At 65.3% G+C, this 20294-nt stretch carries 17 protein-coding genes; 10 read left to right on the top strand and 7 right to left on the bottom strand.

Going from position 1 to position 20294, the window contains the following annotated elements; all coding sequences use genetic code 11:
* The first annotated feature begins 562 nt into the window (after positions 1–562).
* Positions 563–1864 (top strand): group II intron reverse transcriptase/maturase, encoded by a 1302-nt coding sequence (ltrA, locus tag HT578_RS04525; protein ID WP_213502335.1) that lies wholly within the window; start codon positions 563–565, stop codon positions 1862–1864.
* Between the two features lie 64 nt (positions 1865–1928).
* Here the strand turns inward: ltrA and HT578_RS04520 are convergent, their stop codons facing one another.
* Positions 1929–3917 (bottom strand): alpha/beta hydrolase family protein, encoded by a 1989-nt coding sequence (locus HT578_RS04520; protein WP_213502334.1) that lies wholly within the window; start codon positions 3915–3917, stop codon positions 1929–1931.
* A gap of 279 nt (positions 3918–4196) precedes the next feature.
* Between HT578_RS04520 and smpB the strand changes: the two genes are divergently transcribed.
* The 5 genes from smpB to recA all read left to right on the top strand — a co-directional run bounded on the left by smpB (position 4197) and on the right by recA (position 9331).
* A complete protein-coding gene (smpB, locus tag HT578_RS04515) occupies positions 4197–4679 on the top strand; it encodes an SsrA-binding protein SmpB (protein ID WP_213502333.1) in 483 nt (160 codons plus the stop codon).
* Positions 4676–4798 (top strand): hypothetical protein, encoded by a 123-nt coding sequence (locus HT578_RS22370; protein WP_277884191.1) that lies wholly within the window; start codon positions 4676–4678, stop codon positions 4796–4798. The genes smpB and HT578_RS22370 overlap by 4 nt, the downstream gene beginning before the upstream one ends.
* Positions 4799–4845: 47 nt before the next feature.
* Positions 4846–5397 (top strand): DUF2062 domain-containing protein, encoded by a 552-nt coding sequence (locus HT578_RS04510; protein WP_052322448.1) that lies wholly within the window; start codon positions 4846–4848, stop codon positions 5395–5397.
* Positions 5394–7859, top strand: coding sequence for a hybrid sensor histidine kinase/response regulator (locus HT578_RS04505; RefSeq protein ID WP_239026478.1), 2466 nt, complete (start codon positions 5394–5396; stop codon positions 7857–7859). The genes HT578_RS04510 and HT578_RS04505 overlap by 4 nt, the downstream gene beginning before the upstream one ends.
* A gap of 398 nt (positions 7860–8257) precedes the next feature.
* Entirely contained in the window at positions 8258–9331 is a 1074-nt protein-coding gene (gene recA / locus HT578_RS04500) for a recombinase RecA (protein ID WP_039392757.1), read from the top strand.
* A 294-nt stretch (positions 9332–9625) separates the two neighbouring features.
* On the opposite strand, the gene HT578_RS04495 is transcribed toward recA, so the two are convergent.
* The 4 genes from HT578_RS04495 to HT578_RS04480 are packed head-to-tail and all read right to left on the bottom strand — an operon-like array spanning position 9626 to position 12763.
* Complete coding sequence (locus HT578_RS04495) at positions 9626–9880, bottom strand: hypothetical protein (RefSeq protein WP_213502332.1); 255 nt, start codon at positions 9878–9880, stop codon at positions 9626–9628.
* A 16-nt stretch (positions 9881–9896) separates the two neighbouring features.
* Positions 9897–10874 carry a threonine ammonia-lyase gene (locus HT578_RS04490; RefSeq protein ID WP_213502331.1) on the bottom strand — a complete coding sequence of 326 codons (978 nt, stop codon included), beginning with the start codon at positions 10872–10874 and terminating at the stop codon, positions 9897–9899.
* Positions 10875–10890: 16 nt separating this feature from the next.
* Complete coding sequence (locus HT578_RS04485; protein WP_213502330.1) at positions 10891–11529, bottom strand: class I SAM-dependent methyltransferase; 639 nt, start codon at positions 11527–11529, stop codon at positions 10891–10893.
* Between the two features lie 4 nt (positions 11530–11533).
* A complete protein-coding gene (locus HT578_RS04480; protein ID WP_213504033.1) occupies positions 11534–12763 on the bottom strand; it encodes a BtaA family protein in 1230 nt (409 codons plus the stop codon).
* Positions 12764–12998: 235 nt separating this feature from the next.
* Between HT578_RS04480 and HT578_RS04475 the strand changes: the two genes are divergently transcribed.
* The 4 genes from HT578_RS04475 (at position 12999) to HT578_RS04460 (ending at position 17592) form a co-directional block, all read left to right on the top strand.
* On the top strand, positions 12999–14210 hold the full coding sequence (locus tag HT578_RS04475; protein ID WP_213502329.1) for a saccharopine dehydrogenase family protein: 1212 nt from the start codon (positions 12999–13001) through the stop codon (positions 14208–14210).
* 17 nt (positions 14211–14227) lie between these two features.
* Positions 14228–14758, top strand: a complete 531-nt coding sequence (locus HT578_RS04470) for an O-acetyl-ADP-ribose deacetylase (protein WP_213502328.1) — start codon at positions 14228–14230, stop codon at positions 14756–14758.
* Positions 14759–14764: 6 nt separating this feature from the next.
* The gene (locus HT578_RS04465; RefSeq protein ID WP_213502327.1) at positions 14765–15967 is read left to right on the top strand and encodes a carboxynorspermidine decarboxylase; all 1203 of its coding nucleotides are present in this window, start codon (positions 14765–14767) and stop codon (positions 15965–15967) included.
* 395 nt (positions 15968–16362) lie between these two features.
* Entirely contained in the window at positions 16363–17592 is a 1230-nt protein-coding gene (locus HT578_RS04460) for a type III PLP-dependent enzyme (protein WP_039392764.1), read from the top strand.
* A 77-nt stretch (positions 17593–17669) separates the two neighbouring features.
* Here HT578_RS04460 and HT578_RS04455 read toward each other — a convergent pair whose 3' ends face one another.
* Together HT578_RS04455 and hemA are read right to left on the bottom strand one after the other, a co-directional pair.
* The gene (locus HT578_RS04455; RefSeq protein ID WP_213502326.1) at positions 17670–18767 is read right to left on the bottom strand and encodes an NADH:flavin oxidoreductase/NADH oxidase; all 1098 of its coding nucleotides are present in this window, start codon (positions 18765–18767) and stop codon (positions 17670–17672) included.
* Between the two features lie 155 nt (positions 18768–18922).
* Positions 18923–20137 carry a 5-aminolevulinate synthase gene (hemA, locus tag HT578_RS04450; RefSeq protein WP_213502325.1) on the bottom strand — a complete coding sequence of 405 codons (1215 nt, stop codon included), beginning with the start codon at positions 20135–20137 and terminating at the stop codon, positions 18923–18925.
* Positions 20138–20294: the final 157 nt, after the last annotated feature.

The raw sequence follows: 20294 nt of genomic DNA, 5'->3' as shown, positions 1-20294 counted from the left end.
GCACGGCGTTGATGCAGGAGGTGTAAGTCCTTTGCAGGCCTGCTGGTGGGAACTGCTAGCTGAAGGCAACTGCGTCGCCGCGAGGCGGGGTGGGGAGGAAGCCGGAGGCAAAGCTCGGAGCTGACGAACAGGAATCGGATAGAAGGCCGGTGCGGCGGGATAACCCAGCAATGGATGGGGATGTCCGATAGCCAGACAGACGCGCGCATTGGTAAATCCGGCAGCGACCGAGTGAAGGATCAACGTCTTACCCCGGGAGATCTCCTGGCCTCTCCGGACGATCCGGAGAACAGCGGCAGTGATGTTGCTGGATGGGCCCGGAGAAGTCAGCAGCGGTCATAGTAGCGGGCGCAAGCCGGCGAAGGACCAAATTCGGTACCCAAGGAGCAAGACTGGGCACATTCGATGGGTGTGGAGCGGCAGCAAGGTAGCGGGAAGCAGCAGGACTTCTTCGATGAAGCCCTGAAGGCATCGCTTGGCCACGACGTCACCGGCAAAGGCGGAACTGGCGCTGGGACGATCGAGGAGCGGCAATCACCCACGGCATGGGCCGAGCCTCGCCTTGACGCGTTACGTGATGGAGGAGGTGGCCAGCTCGGCCAACCTGAACCAAGCCTACAAGCGGGTGAAAGCGAACAAGGGGGCGCCGGGCGTGGACGGGATGACCGTCCCCGACCTGCGTGACTGGATTGCAGGAAACCGTGAGAGGCTGATCGCCTCGTTACTCGACGGTACTTACCGTCCAAGCCTGGTGCGCGGAGTTGAAATTCCCAAACCCGGCGGGAAAGGTGCGCCAGCTGGGCATTCCGACGGCTGTCGACCGGCTGGTACAACAGGCGATACTGCAAGTCCGGATCCCGTCCTTGATCCGACATTCTCGGCATCGAGTTTTGGGTTCCGCCCCGGACGCGGCGCACACGATGCGCTGCGTCAGGCCCGGGACTATGTGCGGGACGGCTATGCGATCGTCGTAGACCTCGACCTGGAGAAATTCTTTGATCGGGTGAACCACGACATCGTCATGGCCCGTCTGGCCCGGCACATCGCCGACCCACGCCTGCTCGTCATCATCCGCCGGTTTCTACAGGCCGGGATGCTGTCGGGTGGTGTGCACGTCGAACGGCAGGAGGGGACCCCGCAAGGCGGCCCTCTCTCGCCGCTGATCGCTAACCTCATTCTGGATGACCTCGACAAGGAGCTCGAACGCCGGGGCCACCGGTTCTGCCGCTACGCCGACGACTGTAACATCTATGTACGGTCACAGGCAGCGGGGGAGCGCGTCATGGCTTCGGTTACCGCCTTGCTGGAAGGCAAGCTCCGACTCCGCGTCAATCAGGCCAAGAGCGCGGTTGCACACGTCCGGGAACGTACCTTCCTCGGCCACCGTCTGACAGCGGGAGGCTTTTTGAGCATAGCGAACAAAAGTCTCACGCGGCTGAAGGAGCGGCTCAGGGCGATTACGCGCCGCAACCGAGGCATCAGCCTCGCGGCGATGATCGCACAGACCAATGCCTTCACTACAGGGTGGGTCACCTACTACCGACACGCCCGGGCTCAGACGGTTTTGCGCGAGATCGACAGCTGGCTCCGGCGCAAGCTTCGCTGCGTCCGGCTCAAACAGTGCAAGCGCACCATGACGATCGCCACTTTCTTAAGGGAAAACGGCGTCCCAGAATGGCAGGCTTGGATCTTCGCGCTCTCGGGAAAGGGCTGGTGGCGCCTGTCGGGCAGCCCTCAGGCCGCCCACGGCATGCCCAACGCATGGTTCGATCAGGCAGGTCTCTCAAGCCTCGCTCTCCAACATGCCGCCTTAAACCGTACCGGAAACCGCCGTGATACGCAGTACGTACGTCCGGTGGTGTGAGAGGGGGGCGCCGTGAGGCGCCCCCCTACTCGATTTCGGGATCAGTCCGCCGGCTTTTTCGGGATCAGTCCGCCGGGTTGTGCCTGGCCACGAAGCCGACCACGGCTTTCAGCATGGCCTTTCGGGTCTCGGCGCGCGAAAGCCAGTGGTCCTCTTCGTCGAGCACCACGACCTCATGGGGTTTGCCCGCATCCTTGAGCGCATCGGCCATCTTGCTGCTCTGTTCGAAGGGTACGACTGTATCGTCCTTGCCGTGCACAAGCAGGATCGGGGCGTCGGCATCCTCGGCATGGCGGCGCGGCGAGATCGCATCGAAATCGCCCCTGTCGCCCAGGTCCTCCTGGAGGGAATTGCGTACCATGCGCGAGCCTCCGCTCTCGTAGACGTCGGTGCGGTACATGAGAGAAATGTCCGAGACCCCCGCGACCGAGGCCGCGCAGCGGTAGAGGCCCTGTTGCAGCGTGACCCCCGCGAGCGCGGCATAGCCGCCGTAGCTTGCGCCCACGATGCAGGCCCGTGTTGGGTCGATGATCCCTTTCTCGGCGAGCGCTTGTACGCCATCGGAAATGTCGGTTTGCATGGCGCGGCCCCACTGGCCATGTCCGGCATTGCGCAGTTCGGCCGTTCGGCCGGTCGAGCCTCGAAAGTTGGGCTGGAATACGGCATAGCCGCGTGAGGCGAAGGCCTGGGCCCACCAATCGAAGCCGACCTCGTCGCTGGCGTGCGGACCGCCGTGGGGCAAGACCACAAGCGGCAGGTCGCGCGCCTCGCGGCCCGGAGGCAGGCTGAGCACGCCATCGAGCTTTAGGCCGTCCCCCGCGGTGTATGCGAACGCGGAAACCGGGCCGACCTGCGCGGTGTCGATTGCGGGGCGGTCGTTGCCAATGGCTTCGGCCCTGCGGCCGGGAACGTCGACCCAGTACCAGGTGCCGCTGTCGGCGTTGCCTTCGGTATGGACAAGCACCTGGTCGAGGTTCGCCGTCCAGTCCTGGAGGCGAGGGTTGCGACCGGGAAAGGCCTTGAAGATCAACGCCAGCTTGGTGTCGAGCTGGGGATCGAACATGACCGTCTTCGCGCTCTCGCCCGCTTCGCGGTAGCCCATGATCTGTCCGTTGCGCGGATCTGTGTACAACCGTTCGATGGCGATATTGGGCAGGTATTCGACGGGTTCGCCGCCTGCGAGGGGAACCTCGAACCAGCGGTCGCGGCCTTCCTGGTCACGCAGCCCATAGACGATGGTGCGCCCGTCCTTGCCAAAGGCGATGAGGCCCGCGCCATGGGTCGGATCATTGCCCCGGGCCAGTTCGTCGCCCTGCGCATTGACGATGTCCCAGGCGCCGGTGCGGGTATTGATGTCGAGCGTGGCTGCGACCACGCCCTGGCCGTCGACCAGCCAGTCGCGCCGGTGATCCTCACTGGCTGCGCGCGCGGCAAGGTCTACCCGGTTGCGAGCCAGATCCACGGCGTAGAGTGTCGGGCGGCCGTGGAGGAACTGCGGATCGCCCATCCCGCGTACACCCAGTTCGATCCCCCCGTAGTAGCCGATGGTCCTGCCATCGACCCGGCGGATGCCATGCGCCCCGCGCGTGGTGTCCGCGACCCTGCGCGTGTTGCCAAAGACAAGCCCGGTGGCGTTATCGGGATTGAGCGGAACGATGATCGTGCCGGTCATCTCGTATTTGGACGCGGTGAAATTCATGCCCAGCGACACCGTCGCCGAGTTGGTGATGAGGATCGTCTCGTCGTCGGCCCAGGTCAGGCCTCGAAACTTGTTGGTGCCCATCGGTACGCGCTCGATCGGCTGGATCTGCGAATCGAGAACGACCAGCCAGAACTGTCCGCCGGAGTAGCGGATCGAGGCGGTCCGGGTGCCGTCCGGCGATATGGCGATGTCGACAACAGCGGGAAGGTCGCCATAGGCATCGAGCGCGGGCGGCTCGGGCGCTGCGGCGAGGGCGGACGCGGAGCCCAACGTCGGCACGGCGGCGATAAGAAGACCGGCGCCCACGAAGCGCGCCACCGTGCACCGAATCTGACGGCTGTATGCTGGCATATCGAAAAAAGATCCCCCTGGCCGGTCCCCCATGGCCGCCACGGTCAGATTAGCCTGGCCCTTTCTGAAATCCAGTCTCACTTTCATGAGCTTGATAGAGCGGCGGAGGGGGGGGCTCTTCATGTGGGGAAGGGCGTGCCCTGTCCGCCAGGCGAGAGGCTGCCGGCCTTGCCCCGGGCAATTTTCGGCAGGCGCGTGAGGGGCATGTCCTCCCAAAGTCGGGCTAATCGTTTTCAGCCGTTTCTTTTTGCCGCGCGCATCACTACATGCGCCTTCACCATGGCACGTCCGCAACGCACTACATTCGACAAGACCAAGACCGTCGCCGAAAACCGCCGGGCCCGCTTCGATTACCATATCGAGGAAAAGTTCGAGGCCGGAATCGCGCTGACAGGCACCGAGGTGAAGTCCCTGCGCTTTGGCGAAGGCTCGATCGCCGAATCCTACGCCGAGATCAGCGGCGGGGAATGCTGGCTGATCAACGCCAACGTGCCCGAGTTCAGCCACGGCAACCGGTTCAACCACGAGCCCAAGCGTCCGCGCAAGCTCCTGCTGCACGAGCGCGAGATCGCGCGCCTGCAGGGCGCGGTGGAGCGCAAGGGCCTGACCCTGGTGCCGCTCTCGGTCTACTTCAACAGCCGGGGGCGTGCGAAAGTCGAACTCGCGCTCGCCAAGGGCAAGAACGCCGCCGACAAGCGCAACACGGTCAAGGAGCGGGACTGGAAGCGCGAACAGGGCCGCTTGCTGCGAGAACACGGATGATCACCGCCTTCGGGCGCCAGGCACGCCGGTTTGACCGGCAGGCGCCGGCCCAGGATCAGATCGCGGCCATGAGCCGCGCGGACCTGCGCTTGGGTCTTGAGAGCGGTTTGGTCTCGTGAGCCAGGGATCTCTCCTCCACCGGATTTCGGCGGCGCTGCAAAAGCGCATGCCGAGCCGTGAAGACGTGGCGGGGAACAAGTGGCTCGCGCCGGTCGCGGGACGCGCGCTCAGCCCCGAGCTCTGGCGCTTTACCCGCCGTTCGGTGCCACGCGGCGTGGCGCTAGGCCTGTTCGCAGCCTTCATCATCCCGATCGGGCAGATCTTCCTGGCCTGCCTGCTGGCCTTTCCGGCCCGCGCGAACGTGGCGGTCGCCGCGCTCCTCACTTTCGTGACCAACCCGCTGACCCTGCCCTTCTGGTTCGTGGTCGCGAACCGCGTCGGGCACTTCTTCCTGAAGCCGGGAAGCGCCGATGAGGTGGTGCAGGCCGCCGCGCAGGGCAGCAGCGTGTGGAACGATGTCAACTGGTTTGCCCATTCCGCAGGCCAGGCCGCGCTCGGCTTCGTCATCCTTGCCATCGTCAGCTCGGCGCTGGGCTATCTTGTCGCGGGTTGGGTATGGCGGTACTGGATCGGGCATAAGCAGCGCGAGCGCCGCCTGCGCAAGCCGGGCAAGCGTGGGCGCACGCCGCCGGACATGAGGACGGAACAGGACGAGTGATCTCAGCCGAGGATACGCCGCAGCCTGCAAACCGCCGCTCCCTGATCGATGTGCTGGTCGTGGTCGGTGCTCTTGCCGCCAGCCTCGCCCTGGTCTGGGTCCTGGCCCGCGATCCAGTGCTCAGCGCGGTCTTTGGCGGAGCCATGCTCGTTTTTGCAGGACTGGCCTTCGTTCTGTCCCGGCGCGGCGGCGAAGTCGCCAGCCCCGATTTTGCCCAGCCCGACTGGTCGGTGACGGTCGCCGCGATCGAGCGTCCGGACGTGGCCGTCGCGATTACCGACAGGGCCGGGCGGCTGACTTGCGCCAACACCATCTTTGAGAGCCAGTTCGGGGTCGCGAGCGCGCCGCCGATGCTAGCGCTCGATGCGGCCTCGCAGGAGCGCCTCGCCCAGGCGACGCGCATGGCCCTGCGCGACGGACAGGCCACGTGCGATGTCGCGGCCGAGGCCCCGGCTGGGCTCGGTGCTCCGCTCTGGACCGCGCAGCTGCGCCGGGCCGGGCGCGGTGACGATTTCCTGATCTGGACCTTCACGCCCCAGTCCGCGCCCGATCTTGTCGGAGGCTTCGCGCAGCATCTCGAAGGCGGCCTTGGCCGGGGGCTGGCACGGGGGGGAATCGCCGCCGCGCTGGTCGAGCCGGATGGCACGATCCGCGCGGCCAGCGCGCTCTTTGCCGAACAGGCGGCGGGCGATCCCGAGGCAAGCCTTGCCGGAACCGACTTCATCGAACTTCTCGCCCGTGACGAGAACGACACGATCAGCTGGGCCCGCAGCGAAAGCCATGGCGAGCCGATGGTTCTCTACGCCGTGCCGGTCGCCGATCCCGATACGCCCGACCCGCTCGACGAGACGACGACGCCGTCGCTGATGCTGGCGGTTCCCGCCTCGCAGGGGATCGGCGCGCGCGCCGGAGGCAGCGGGGCTTCACCGCACCTGGAAGCGCTTCTGGCGCAGCTTCCGCTGGGGCTTGCCATGGCGGATCGCGATGGCCGCCTGCTCTTTGCCAATTCGGCGTTCATGCGCGCGGCTGGCCGTGAGGGCGAGGACGCACCGACTTATCCCACCGACCTCGTCGTGCGCGAGGACAAGAGGGCGCTCTCCGAGGCGATCCGCCGCTTTGCGCAAGGTCCGTCCAGCGCAGGCGACATTGCCGTGCGCCTGTCCGCACAGGCGGAGGATCCGGTCTCGCTCAGCCTTGCCGGTGTGCGGGGGCTGGGCGATGCGGCGGTTCTCCTGGGGCTCACGGATACCTCGGAGGAAACCCGGCTCAAGCGCCAGGTCGCGCAGGCGACCAAGATGCAGGCCGTGGGCCAGTTGGCGGGCGGTGTTGCCCACGATTTCAATAACGTGCTGACCGCTATCCTGGGCACCTGCGATCTTATGCTGATGCGCCATACGCCCGGCGATTCCGACTACGACGACATCCAGCAGATCCGGGCCAATTCCAACCGGGCGGCCTCGCTGACGCGCCAGCTTCTTGCCTTCTCGCGCCAGCAGACGCTGCGCCCGGAAGTGCTCCAGCTGCCCGACGTGGTGGCCGACGTCTCGCAGATGCTGCGCCGCCTCATTGGTGAGAAGATCGAACTGGTGGTCAAGCACGACCGTGATCTGGGCCCCGTGCGCGCCGACCCCACGCAGTTGGAGCAGGTGATCGTCAACCTGTGCGTCAATGCGCGCGATGCGATGCAGGGGCGCGGCGATGGATCGGGCAAGCTCACCCTCTCCACCCGCAAGGTCCTGACAAGCGACGCGCGCACCTCGCGCAGCGAGATCATCCCGGCGGGTGACTACACCGCGCTTATTGTCGAGGATACGGGCGGCGGCATTCCGCCCGAGGTCATCGGCAAGATTTTCGAGCCGTTCTTCACCACCAAGGAGCAGGGCAAGGGCACCGGCCTTGGGCTCTCCACCGTCTATGGCATCGTCAAGCAGTCGGGCGGCTTCATCTTCGCCGAAAGCGAACCGGGCAAGGGCACGCGCTTCGTGGTCTACCTGCCCGTCTACCATCCCGCTCCGGGCGCGCAGGTGGAGGCCGACGCACCCGAAGCGCAGGCCGAGACCGAGCCGAGCCAGTGGGCCGGGGGCGGGCGCATCCTGCTCGTCGAGGACGAAGTGACCGTCCGGATCATCGCCGAGCGTGCGCTGGTGCGCCAGGGCTACGAAGTGACCTGCGCCGAGGATGGCGAGGACGGCCTTGCCAAGGTCGAGGACGTGATCGCGGCCGGGGGCGGATTTGACCTGGTCGTCTCCGACGTCGTCATGCCCAGCCTCGACGGACCCGGCATGGCGCGCGAGATCCGCGCCATCGTGCCGGGCATGCCGGTGCTGTTCATGTCCGGCTATGCCGAGGAGCAATTGCGCAAGGAAATCGGGCTCGCCAATGCCTGGTTCATGCCCAAGCCGTTTTCGGTGCAGCAGCTCTCCGAAAAGGTCGGTGAGGTTCTCGCCCGCACCGCAAAGTAGCGCCGACTCCGCGCGCCTCTGTTCGAAACTGTGGAAACGGACGGTTCGTGGATCCGTGTCGCTGTGGCCATGATGTGCGGGCCTTGGTGACCGGTGCTGGCGGGCTGTGAGTGGCGCAAGTGGGCGAAGGCGTACAGGCGATCATCCGAGGGTGGTGGAGGTGTGCGCCGCCGAAAAGTCCCCGTTTCGGAAGGTTTAGGAGCGGGGTTACGTGCGGCCAGAGCGTGCGTGCCTGCGCCATGTGGATGGTCGATGCGGCCCGCTGCACGCCCACCGGCAGGCGGTTAAAATTTGTTCAAATGCAGATGTTCTCATCTTGTTCGCGGAGAACAAATGGAATACATAGTCCTCGGTGACGTTGACCTTTCCGGTCAGCCCGGTAGCACAGGGGAAGTTTTATGGCTGCTCAGCTCAAGCTGATCCAGGAAGGCAAGGAAAAGGACGCGATGGACCGTCAGAAGGCGCTCGACGCGGCACTCGCACAGATCGACCGTGCGTTTGGCAAGGGCTCGGCTATGAAGCTGGGCTCGAAGGAAACGATGCAGGTCGAGGCGATCTCGACCGGCTCGCTGGGGCTCGACATCGCACTCGGCATCGGCGGCCTGCCCAAGGGCCGCGTGATCGAGGTGTACGGCCCGGAAAGCTCGGGCAAGACCACGCTCGCGCTGCACGTCATTGCCGAGGCGCAGAAGAATGGCGGCACGGCGGCGTTCGTCGATGCCGAGCACGCGCTTGATCCGGTCTACGCCAAGAAGCTGGGCGTGGACATCGATGAGCTGGTCGTTTCGCAGCCGGACACCGGTGAGCAGGCGCTGGAGATCACCGACACCCTGGTGCGCTCGAACGCGATCGACGTGCTGGTGGTAGACTCGGTCGCCGCGCTCGTTCCCCGCGCGGAAATCGAAGGCGAGATGGGCGACAGCCACGTCGGCCTCCAGGCCCGCCTGATGAGCCAGTCGCTGCGCAAGCTGACCGGCTCGATCAACCGTTCCAAGTGCATGGTGATCTTCATCAACCAGCTGCGCATGAAGATCGGTGTCATGTACGGCAACCCGGAGACGACGACGGGCGGTAACGCGCTCAAGTTCTACGCCTCGGTCCGTCTCGACATTCGTCGCACCGGCCAGATCAAGGATCGTGACGACATCATCGGCAACTCGACCCGCGTGAAGGTGGTGAAGAACAAGGTGGCCCCGCCCTTCAAGCAGGTCGAGTTCGACATCATGTACGGCGAGGGCATCTCCAAGATCGGCGAGATCCTCGATCTGGGCGTGAAGGCGGGTATCGTCGAGAAGTCGGGCTCGTGGTTCAGCTACGATTCGATCCGCATCGGCCAGGGCCGCGAGAACGCCAAGAATTTCCTTAAGGAGAACACGGAAGTCTGTGATCGGCTCGAGAAGGCGATCCGCGGCCAGCGCGAAGGCCTCTCCGAAGAGATGATGGTCGGCCCCTCGGCAGAAGACGAGGAATAAGGCTTCCCGTACCTTCGCCGCGAAGCGGTGGAAGGCATGATCAAAACGAAAAGAGCCCCGGCTGCAAAGTCGGGGCTCTTTTCGTTTTGCCGTGATCGGGCGGGACGAAGTTCGGGAATCGAGGAGCAAGAGAACAAGAAGGAATTCATCCAAGGGGCCATTGCCCCTTGACCCCGGAATGGGCGACCTCACCGCCTCCAGCCACGGTGGCGCGTCAAAGGTGAACTCGACAGGTCTGGGAGCCCGAGGGCAATGGCCCTCGGCAATCATCCCTTCACACCTTGTGGACCTGCCTCAGGAACTTCGATCCAGCAGGTCGAGGAAATTGCGGGCCGCCTCGCGTTCGGCCTCGTCCTTGAAGGCCACGTCGAGGTCGGGGGCCTGTCCGAACATGTGCATGAGCGCCCAGAGCGCGAAGCGGCGGCCGGGGTCTTTCTCCATGCCCAGGTCCACCTTCATCTTTTCCAGTCCGCTCTCGAGCGCGCCGGGGCTGATGGTGGTGGGATCGTCGGTGCCGAAGTAGCGGCGCAGTTGGTCGTTGAAGTCCATGGTGTGGGCTCGCGTGTCAGTCGTTGGAGGTCAAGACCTTTGCGAAGGCTTGTGTATCGGTATTGCCGCCCGAGAGGACGACGGCGGTCTGCGGGCCGACCTCGACTTTGCCCGCAAGGACGGCAGCCAGCGCGGCCGCGCCGCCCGGTTCGACGACGAGGCGGAGTTTCTCGAAGGCGAGGCGCTGGGCGCGGCGCACTTCGGCCGGGGTGACGGTCAGCCCGAAGGGGCAGTGCAGCGAGAGCACCGCGAAGTTGATGGGGTGCGTCGCGGGTGTCTGCAGCGCATCGCACGCCGTTGGCGGCGCGTCGGGCCCGACGGGCAGGATCTTTCCGGCGGCAAGGCTGCGGCAGACATCGTCCCAGCCTTCGGGCTCAACCGGGACGATGGCTGCGTCCGGGCAGGCAAGTGCAAGGCCCGCAGCCAGGCCGCCGCCGCCGCAAGGGGTGACGATCCGGTCGGGGCCCAGCCCGGTCATGTGTCCCATCTGCGCCGCGATCTCGATCCCGACCGAGCCCTGGCCCTCGATCACCCAGGGGTCGCCGAAGGGATGGACGAGCGTAGCCCCGCGCTCGGCGCAGAGTTTGCGGGCGACTTCGTCACGATTGACGCCGCCGGGGCGGTCGTAGAGCACCACCTCGGCGCCAAGTGCGCGCGTGTTGGCGAGCTTCACGGCGGGCGCATCGGTGGGCATGACGATGGTGGCGGCAATACCCAGCTTGCGCGCGGCCCAGGCGATGCCTTGCGCGTGGTTGCCGCTCGACACGGCAAGAACCCCGCGCGTGCGGGCCTCGGCGTCAAGATCGGTCAGCCGGTTCCAGGCGCCTCGAATCTTGAAGGCGCCGATGGGCTGCAGGCATTCGGCCTTGCACCAGATCGTGGTGCCTTCGATGTCGAGGGGGAGCAGGGGTGTCTCGGGCAGGATCTCGGCCACCTTGCGGGCGGCGAGTTCGACACCTTCGTGCGTCGGATGGCGTAGATGGGGCTCGGTCATGCCCCGTCTCATAACCTCAGCGCGTCAGCCGCACCAACTGGTAATAGCGCATGGGGCCATCCTGAATGCCACAGGCAAGCCCATGGGCATGGGCCAGGTCATGGGCAACATCGGGTAGCGCATGGCGCGGGCTGACATGGAACTTCATGAGCCAGGCCCGAAGCGCGCGCCGGGCGGGTTGGGGAAGGCCCGCCGCATCGCCAAAGTCGACAATATGGAGTGAGCCGCCCGGGGCGAGACAGGCGGCCGCGTGGGCCACGCAGGACTGCCAGTCCGGGATCATCGAGATCGCATAGGAAAGGACGATCCGGTCGAAGCCCTCCCGTCCAAACAGCGCGACGGGATCGAAAGTCGTCGCATCCCCGAGCGCCAGTTCGCCCTGACCGCCCAAGCGTTTGCGCGCGCTCTTGAGCATCTCGCGCGAGATATCGAGGCCGAACGGGCGGACACCGGGCCAGGCCTGAGTAATCTGGGCAAGGTTGCGCCCGGTTCCGCAGCCCAGTTCCAGGACGGCCATCCCGGGCTCCGCGTCCAGTTCGCGGATCAGCCGGTCGCGCCCGAACAGGTAGTACTTGCGCGTCAGGTCGTAGATCGGCCGCTGCCAGCGGTAGATCGTGTCCATCAGGCGCGCGTGATCGCGGGGCTGGCTGGCCATGGTCCTATCCCTTGCGCACGTAGAGGTGGACGCCGCCGTAGATCGAGGAGCGGTCCGCCTCGGTCGCGCGGCGCGATTCGTCCTCGCGGTAGTCCCAGCAATCGAGAATGGCGTCGGGCACCCGGCCCGGCAGCAGCGTGGGCTCGGCCGCGGTGCGGAAAAGGACGCGCGCGCCCGGCGCAGCGACGCGGGTCATCTCGTGCCACAGGTCGGTGAGCTGGGTGTCGCTCATCCAGTCCTGCGCATCGAGGAGGATGAAGCGGTCGAAGGCGCCATGATCGCTCGCGCGCACGGTCTCGGTGAAATTGGCATGTTCGACCTGCACCCGGTCCAGCCGGTCGCGGACAGCCTGGATATTGTCGCGCTGGAGGTAGGGCGGGAGCGGCGCCTCGCAGGTGCGGCCATAGCCACGCGAAAAGGCCTGCCAGGCAAAGTAGTTGTCGTTGACCGGAAAGCCGCAGGCGAGCTTTTCGAGGCGCGCGCGCAGGACATCGGCCATGCGCTGCTCGCCGCCCAGGGCGTCGTACTGGGCCGGCGGAATGCCAAGGCCGAAGAGCGAGGCGGGATGGTTGGTAAGCCAGCGCACGAGACGGCGCTCGAAGACGGGGGCGAAGCGCTCGTCGAACAGGCGGCGCTGTTCCTCGACGCTTTCCGCGCCCAGGATCTCGGCGGGATCGAGGCGATAGAGGCGCGCGATCATGTGCGCGGCTCCGATGAACCCGCCGAGCAGGCCCTGCTTGTAGATCCCGCGCGTGAAGGCGCGGATACGGCGGCGCCCGACAAGGTCACGCCCTTCCCAGTAGCGGCGCGTCGTCTCGTCGAGGTGCGGGGCGAGCCGTTCGCGGTAGATTGCGACATTGCCCGGATGGTCCGCCTCGGCGATGAACCGGCGCAGTTCGGCGTAGGTGGTGAGTTCGCGGATCGCGACGTGCTTCAGCTTGTTGAGCGCAACGTGCGCGGTGTTGAGGTCCACCACCGTTACCGAGGCCGGGTTTGCGGTGAGGTAGGACAGCGCGTTGCAGCCCCCGCTTGCAATGGTGAGGATGCGGCTGTCGCTCTCGAGCGCGAGCGCCTCCATGTCCGCGACCGGGTCCTCCCAGATCTGGGCGTAGACCAGCCCCTTGAAGGCGAGCGCGAAGGCCTTGTCGAGCAGCCTGGCCCCCGCGCGCGCTTCGCGGCGGACGACGGCGCCGTCGATCAGGTTGGCTTTCGTGGCGGTGGCGGGAGCGGTCATGCGGGAGGTCACGGGCAGGATGTCCTTTGCCGATGCGAGAATGTGTCGCGTCTCATGACCGCTGTGCCGCCTTCGCGTGACCGCGCGATGACGTCTTGGGGACGCTTTATGACAGCTGCAAAAGCGCACCTGCATGCACCTTGATGTGCAAATCGGGGAGGGCGCGCAGTTGAGTTGTCACGCAGGACCCTTATATGCGGGCCTTTCCCCGGCTCGCGGCGAAGGAGAATGACAGGTGAGCAAGGTTCTGGTTATCGGCGCAGGTGGCGTCGGCTCGGTCGCGGTCCACAAGATGGCCATGAATCCCGATATCTTCAGCGATATCCATCTTGCGAGCCGCACGGTCTCCAAGTGCGAGGCGATTGCCGAATCGGTCAAGGACCGCACCGGCGTCACGATCAACACGTACGCCATTGACGCCGACGACGTGGCGGCGACCTCGGATTTGATCCGCCAGATCGGCCCCGAACTCGTTGTCAATCTCGCGCTGCCCTACCAGGATCTTGCGATCATGGATGCGTGCCTGGCGACCGGCGTCAACTACATGGACACCGCGAACTACGAGCCCAAGGACGTGGCCAAGTTCGAGTACCACTGGCAGTGGGCCTACCAGGACAAGTTCAAGGAAGCCGGCCTCACTGCCCTCCTGGGTTCGGGTTTCGATCCGGGCGTGACCAGCGTGTTCGCGATGTGGCTCAAGAAGCACAAACTGAAGACTATCCGCACGCTCGACATCCTCGACTGCAACGGCGGTGACCACGGCCAGGCCTTCGCGACCAACTTCAACCCGGAAATCAACATCCGCGAAGTGACCGCGCCCGCGCGCCACTGGGAGAACGGCGAGTTCGTCGAGACCCCGGCGATGGCGAACAAGCAGGCCTTCGACTTCGAGGCTGTCGGCCCCAAGAACATGTACATGATGTACCATGAGGAACTGGAAAGCCTCGCCAAGTTCCTGCCCGAGATGGAACGCGGCCGCTTCTGGATGACCTTTGGCGATGAGTACATCAAGCACCTCACCGTGCTGCAGAATGTGGGCATGACCCGAATCGATCCGGTCCTGTACAACGGCGTCGAGATCGTGCCGCTGCAGTTCCTCAAGGCCGTGCTGCCCGAGCCCAGCTCGCTCGGCTCGACCACCAAGGGCAAGACGAACATCGGCGACATCGCGACCGGCGAAGCGCTCGACGGCTCGGGTGAGAAGACGTTCTACATCAAGAACATCTGCGATCACGAAGACGCCTTCGAGGAAACCGGCAACCAAGCCGTCTCCTACACCACCGGCGTTCCCGCAATGGTCGGCGCGGCCATGCTGCTGACGGCCAAGTGGAAGGGCGAGGGCGTGTTCAACATGGAGCAGTTCGATCCCGATCCGTTCCTGGAGATGCTGGGCGAGCAGGGCCTGCCCTGGACCGTCGAGGAACTCGCCGAACCGCTGCCGTTCTGATCGCGCGCGGCGCGTCGATGGAGCTGGGCGGCACCCGTGTCGAGGTCTGGCAAGGGGATATCACGCAGCTGGCGGTGGATGCCATCGTCAACGCGGCGAATTCCTCCTTGCTGGGCGGTGGGGGCGTCGATGGCGCCATCCACCGCGGCGCGGGGCCGGAACTCCTGGCCGAATGCCGCGAACTGGGTGGCTGCCCGACCGGCGAAGCGCGCTTGACGGGAGGCTACAAGCTTCCCGCGCGCCAGGTCATCCACACTGTAGGGCCGGTCTGGCATGGCGGTGGGCAGGGGGAGGCAGAGCTTCTCGCCCGATGCTACCGCTCCAGCCTGGACCTGGCCCGCGGTGCGGGGCTGCGCACGCTGGCGTTCCCGGCAATCTCGACCGGGGTCTATGGCTATCCCGCGGCGATGGCGGCCAAGGTCGCGGTTGGAGCGATCGCCAATCTGCTCCGGGAACATCCCGGAGCTTTCGACACTATCTTGCTGGTCGGTTTCGACCACGATGCCACGGCCGTGCTCCGCGCGGCGCTGGCCGCGTTGGAGAACTAGGGAAACATGGAAACCAAAGCCGGTGATCCGGGCGCCTTTGCCCATTTCGATCTGTCGCGCGTCGACAGCCCTGCCTTCGTCGTCGATGCGGCCAAGCTGCGCGCGAACCTTCAGATCCTGCAGGACGTGGGCGAGCGTTCGGGCGCCAAGGTGCTTTCGGCGCTGAAGGCGTTCTCGATGTGGTCGACCGCTCCGATCATCGGGGAATACCTCGATGGCGTATGCACCTCGGGGCTATGGGAAGCGCGTCTGGCGAGCGAGTTCTATGACGGCGAGATCGCGACCTACTGCGCGGCCTACAAGCCCGATGAACTGGACGAGATCCTGCGCCTCTCGGACCACGTGATCTTCAATTCGCCCCAGCAGATCGTGCGCTGCTCGGCGATCATCGCGAACGCGCGGGCGCGCGGCGAAACCTTCGATATCGGCCTTCGCATCAACCCGATGCAGCCCGAGGGCGAAGTCGCCAAGTACGATCCCAGCGCCCCGCATTCGCGTCTGGGCTTTCCCATCGACCAGCTCAGCGAAGAGCATGTCGAGCTCGTCGACGGCATCCACTTCCACAACTTGTGCGAACAGGGCTTCGGCCCGCTCGACCGCACCTGGGACAAGGTGTTCGACTACCTCGAACCCTTCTTTGGCCAGCTCAAGTGGATCAACGTGGGTGGCGGCCACCACATCACCCGCGCCGATTACGAGCGCGAGGAACTGATCACCTTCCTGTCCGATATGGCCGAGGATACCGGCGCGGAAATCTACATCGAGCCGGGCGAGGCCGTGGCGCTCGATGCGGGTATCCTGGTCGGCACCGTGCTCGACACCGGGTGGAACGGCATGCCGGTCGCCATCGTCGACATTTCGGCGACCTGCCACATGCCCGATGTGATCGAGGCGCCCTACCGCCCGGCCATGCTGGGCGAGATCCCGGCGGCCGATCACGGCATGGTCGATGAAGGCGAAGGCGGGGCGATCCGCCTGGGGGGGCCTTCGTGCCTCGCGGGCGATGTCATCGGCGACTACCGTTTCCCCAAGGACCCGCAGCCGGGCACGCGCTTCGCGTTCCTCGACCAGGCGCACTACTCGATGGTCAAGACGACGACCTTCAACGGGGTCGCGCTGCCCTCGATCTGGCTGTGGGATTCGGAAACCGATTCGCTCGAGTGCGTCCGTCGCTTCGACTACGAGGATTTCCGTAACAGGCTCAGTTGAGCTTTGGTTGAAACGCGCGCCAAGGCCTGTTAGGCGCGCGCCCTTCAACTGGTCCCGGACAGGGGCCGGGTGGGCACGTGCCCCGCGAATCGTGCGGAGCGACTCGTTAAGTTCTGCGTTTGGAACGGCTGATAGAGTCGCTTCTAGGCGCATGACGGGAGCGGCGCCGCGCGGATCCATGGTCTGCAACATCGTGTTGTTACGGAAAGGAAAAATTTGGCTGATTGGCAAGCTCTCGTACGTGTGAACCGACATTTGTGACGGTTTCGTGAAATCTTTGGTTTTTCACTTGCGATTCAGCGCATCAGTCTTATATCCGCCCCTCGCTGCCCCATGGGGACTTCCAAACCGCAAGGCAGCTTTGTCGCTAACAATTTCGCTGGGGGTCCCTTGAATTGCTCCAACATCTCGACGCACCGGCCGTAGCGCGCGAAATCGCGCCTGACGAACCCGTTATCCTGAACCGCCCGCACGCTGCGGCGCGCGCCGCTCGATTCTTCGCGACGAAGTTTCCGGGCCGCTCGCTCTATGCGGTCAAGGCCAATCCCTCGCCCGATCTGATCCAGATCCTGTGGGACAACGGGATCACGCATTACGACGTCGCCTCCATCACCGAGGTGCGCATGGTGCGCGCGACGCTTCCCGAAGCGACGCTGTGCTTCATGCACCCGGTCAAGACGGCGAGCGCGATCCGCGAGGCCTATTTCAAGCACGGTGTGCGCACCTTCAGCCTGGATACCCAGGAAGAGGTCGACAAGATCGTGGCCGCGACCACTGACGAGAACGGTGTGCGCGCGAAGGACCTGCGCCTGTGTGTGCGCCTGCGCGTCTCCTCGGAATATTCCGAGCTCAGCCTTGCCTCCAAGTTCGGTGTCGATCTTGTCGATGCAGGCCAGCTGCTCCAGTCGACCCGCCAGGTCGCGGACTGGCTGGGCGTGTGCTTCCACGTGGGCAGCCAGGCGATGACCCCGTTCGCCTATGTCCAGGCGCTCGAGCGCGCGCGCGCCGCGATTGCCGATGCCGGTGTCGTGATCGACATGATCGACGTGGGTGGGGGCTTCCCCTCCAGCTACCCGGGCATGGAACCGCCGCCGCTCGAGGATTACTTCGCGATCATTCACCGCCACTTCGAAGCGATGCCGATTGCCTACAACGCGGAGCTGTGGTGCGAGCCCGGTCGTGCGCTGTCGGCCGAGTACAATTCGCTGATCGTCAAGGTCGAGAAGCGCCGCGGGGAAGAGCTGTACATCAACGACGGGGCCTATGGCGCGCTCTATGATGCGGCGCACGTGGCCTGGCGTTTCCCGGTCCGCCACATCCCGCGCGATGTCGACAACGACAATGCAGCGATGGACGCGGCCGAACTGGAAGCCTTCTCGTTCTACGGCCCGACCTGCGACGATGCGGACTTCATGGAAGGTCCCTTCATGCTGCCTCCGGGCATCAAGGCGGGCGACTGGATCGAGGTCGGCATGCTGGGCGCCTATGGCGCGGCGATGAAGACTGCGTTCAACGGCTTTGGCGGCGCGGAAGTCGTCATTGTCGAGGATGAGCCGATGGCCAGCCTCTACACCGGCGATCGTGCGGACCCGCGCGTGTCGGACAACGTGGTCTCGCTGCGCTGAGGCGTCGCGCTCGAACGGAATGAAAAAGGCCCCCGGAACCATGTGTTCCGGGGGCCTTTTTGGTGTGGCTATGAGCCTTACGCGGAGAACAGGTCCTTGAGGCGATGGGGCTGGCAGCGCAGGTACTGCGGGGCGGCCTTGACCTGCGCGCCAAGCGCGGCGGCGGCGTGCCAGGGCCAGCGCGGGTCGTAGAGAACCGTACGCGCCAGCGCGATCATGTCGGCATCGCCCGTCGCGACGATGGCCTCGGCCTGCTCGGGTTCGGTGATGAGGCCGACCGCGATGACGGGGACGTTCACGGCCTCCTTGACGGCGCGGGCCAGCGGTACCTGGTAGCTGGGGCCGACGGGGATCTTCTGGTCCACGTGGAGACCGCCCGAGGAAATGTGCATGGCGGCAACCCCGCGCGCTTCCAGTGCCTTGGAGAAGGCCACGGACTGTTCGATGTCCCAGCCGCCCTCGACCCAATCGGTGCCCGAGATGCGCATGGTGACGGGCTTCTCCGAAGGGAAGGCGGCGCGCACGGCGTCGAAGACCTCAAGCGGGAAGCGCATGCGGTTTTCCAGGCTTCCGCCGTATTCGTCGGTACGCGTGTTGGAGAGCGGCGAGAGGAACTGGTGGAGCAGGTAGCCGTGCGCGCCGTGAAGCTGGATGGCATCGATGCCAAGGCGCGCAGCGCGCACGGCGGCCTGGGCAAAGGCATCGCGAAGACGCGCCAGACCCTCGGTGTCGAGGGCGGCGGGGGCGTTGTCATCGGCGGAGAAGGGAATGTCCGAGGCCGAGACGGTCTGCCAGCCGTTCGCCGCGTCAGGCGCGATCTGGCCGCCGCCGTCCCAGGGCTTTTCGCAGCTGGCCTTGCGGCCTGCGTGGCCGAGCTGGATGACGATGGGCATGTCCGACCAGCGCCGCACCGATTGCAGCACCTTGTCCATCGCGGCTTCGGTCGCATCGTCCCACAGGCCGACGTCGGCGTAGGTGATGCGCCCTTCCGGGCTGACTGCGGTGGCCTCGATGGTGAAGGCGCCCGCGCCCGATTGGGCGAGCTGGCCGATGTGCATCGCGTGCCAGTCGGTCATGCAGCCATCCTGTGCCGAGTACTGGCACATGGGGGCGATGACGATGCGATTGGAAAGGGTGAGATCGCCCAGCGTGATCGGCGAGAAGAGTTTTGCCATTGGGTCCTCGGATCAACGGGCCGCGAGAGGCGCGGACCTTGCGTGACCCCCTAGATGGGACCTGGCTGGCATAAGGGAAGGGGGCGGGCCGGAAGTTATCCGGCCACGCCCAAAAGGAATTTTCTGACGTGAAGGGGGCTGGGGCGCAGGTGCGTTCAGGCGGCCTTGCGCATTTCCAGGCGTTCCCAGATCTCGACCAGGGCGCGCGTGAGATGGTCCATCATTTCCTCGGTGTGTGCAGGGCCCGGCGTGAAGCGCAGGCGCTCCTTGCCGCGCGGCACGGTCGGGAAGTTGATCGGCTGCACGTAGGCGCCGTATTCGGCGAGCAGGATGTCGCTGATCTTCTTGGCCTTGACCGGATCGCCGACCATCAGCGGCACGATGTGCGTGGTCGAATTCATGACCGGAAGACCCGCTTCACGGAACTTGGCCTTCATCATTGCGGCCGACTTCTGCTGCGCCTCGCGCTCGACGCTCGAGCTCTTGAGGTGCTTCACCGAGGCGAGCACGCCCGCGACCAGCACCGGCGAGAGCGAGGTCGTGAAGATGAAGCCCGGCGCATAGGAGCGGATGCAGTCGATGATCTTCTGGTCGGCGGCGATGTAGCCACCCATGACGCCGAATGCCTTGCCCAGCGTACCCTCGATGATGTCGATGCGGTGCGCGGCCTTGTCGCGGTCGGTGATGCCGCCGCCGCGCGGGCCGTACATGCCCACCGCGTGAACCTCGTCGATGTAGGTCAGCGCGTTGTACTTTTCGGCGAGGTCGCAGATCTCGTGGATCGGGGCGACGTCGGCGTCCATCGAATAGACCGATTCGAACGCGATCAGCTTGGGCAGCGCGGGGTCGGTCTCGGCCAGCAGTTCCTCGAGGTGTTCAAGGTCGTTGTGGCGGAAGATCTTCTTGGGGCAGCCTGCGTTGCGGATGCCGGCGATCATGCTCGCGTGGTTCAGCTCGTCCGAGAAGATCACGCAGCCCGGCAGCAGCTTGGCGAGCGTGGACAGCGTCGCATCGTTCGAGACGTAGCCCGAGGTGAAGAGCAGCGCGCCTTCCTTGCCGTGCAGGTCGGCCAGCTCGGATTCCAGCTCGATATGGTAGTGGGTGTTGCCGCCGATGTTGCGCGTGCCACCCGAGCCCGCGCCCACGTCGTGCAGCGCCTCTTCCATGGCCTCGATCACCTTGGGGTGCTGGCCCATGGCAAGGTAGTCGTTCGAGCACCACACCGTGATCGGCTTGGGGCCATTGTGCCCGGCAAAGCAGCGGGCGTTGGGGTAGGCCCCCTTGTTGCGCAGGATATCGATGAAGACGCGATAGCGACCTTCGGAGTGAAGGCGATCGATCGCCTGGTCGAAAATCTGATCGTAGTTCACGAAAGCCTTGTCCTGCTCTACGCCGTCATGCCTTTTGCTCTGCGCCGGCTTAACCTTTGCCTCTATCCGTCCCCCGGTCCAGTCCTTTCGGGACTTTCCCATGGAAAGACGAACTCTACCCCGTATCGCGGGCCAATACATTATCCCTTGGTCCATG

This window comes from Novosphingobium decolorationis (assembly GCF_018417475.1).
In the GTDB taxonomy this organism is placed as follows: Bacteria; Pseudomonadota; Alphaproteobacteria; order Sphingomonadales; family Sphingomonadaceae; genus Novosphingobium; species Novosphingobium decolorationis.
Note: the sequence above shows the minus strand (reverse complement) of the source record. Positions and strands in the feature narration are given on the sequence as shown.

Bases quoted from the DNA above. Each gene is read 5' to 3' on its own strand.
- HT578_RS04510 (WP_052322448.1), top strand. From the start codon at position 4,846: ATGCCGAGCCGTGAAGACGTGGCGGGGAACAAGTGGCTCGCGCCGGTC.
- HT578_RS04520 (WP_213502334.1), bottom strand. From the start codon at position 3,917: ATGCCAGCATACAGCCGTCAGATTCGGTGCACGGTGGCGCGCTTCGTG.
- HT578_RS04485 (WP_213502330.1), bottom strand. From the start codon at position 11,529: ATGGCCAGCCAGCCCCGCGATCACGCGCGCCTGATGGACACGATCTAC.
- HT578_RS04490 (WP_213502331.1), bottom strand. From the start codon at position 10,874: ATGACCGAGCCCCATCTACGCCATCCGACGCACGAAGGTGTCGAACTC.
- HT578_RS22370 (WP_277884191.1), top strand. From the start codon at position 4,676: ATGATCACCGCCTTCGGGCGCCAGGCACGCCGGTTTGACCGGCAGGCG.
- HT578_RS04470 (WP_213502328.1), top strand. From the start codon at position 14,228: ATGGAGCTGGGCGGCACCCGTGTCGAGGTCTGGCAAGGGGATATCACG.
- smpB (WP_213502333.1), top strand. From the start codon at position 4,197: ATGGCACGTCCGCAACGCACTACATTCGACAAGACCAAGACCGTCGCC.
- HT578_RS04465 (WP_213502327.1), top strand. From the start codon at position 14,765: ATGGAAACCAAAGCCGGTGATCCGGGCGCCTTTGCCCATTTCGATCTG.
- HT578_RS04455 (WP_213502326.1), bottom strand. From the start codon at position 18,767: ATGGCAAAACTCTTCTCGCCGATCACGCTGGGCGATCTCACCCTTTCC.
- HT578_RS04495 (WP_213502332.1), bottom strand. From the start codon at position 9,880: ATGGACTTCAACGACCAACTGCGCCGCTACTTCGGCACCGACGATCCC.
- recA (WP_039392757.1), top strand. From the start codon at position 8,258: ATGGCTGCTCAGCTCAAGCTGATCCAGGAAGGCAAGGAAAAGGACGCG.
- HT578_RS04480 (WP_213504033.1), bottom strand. From the start codon at position 12,763: ATGACCGCTCCCGCCACCGCCACGAAAGCCAACCTGATCGACGGCGCC.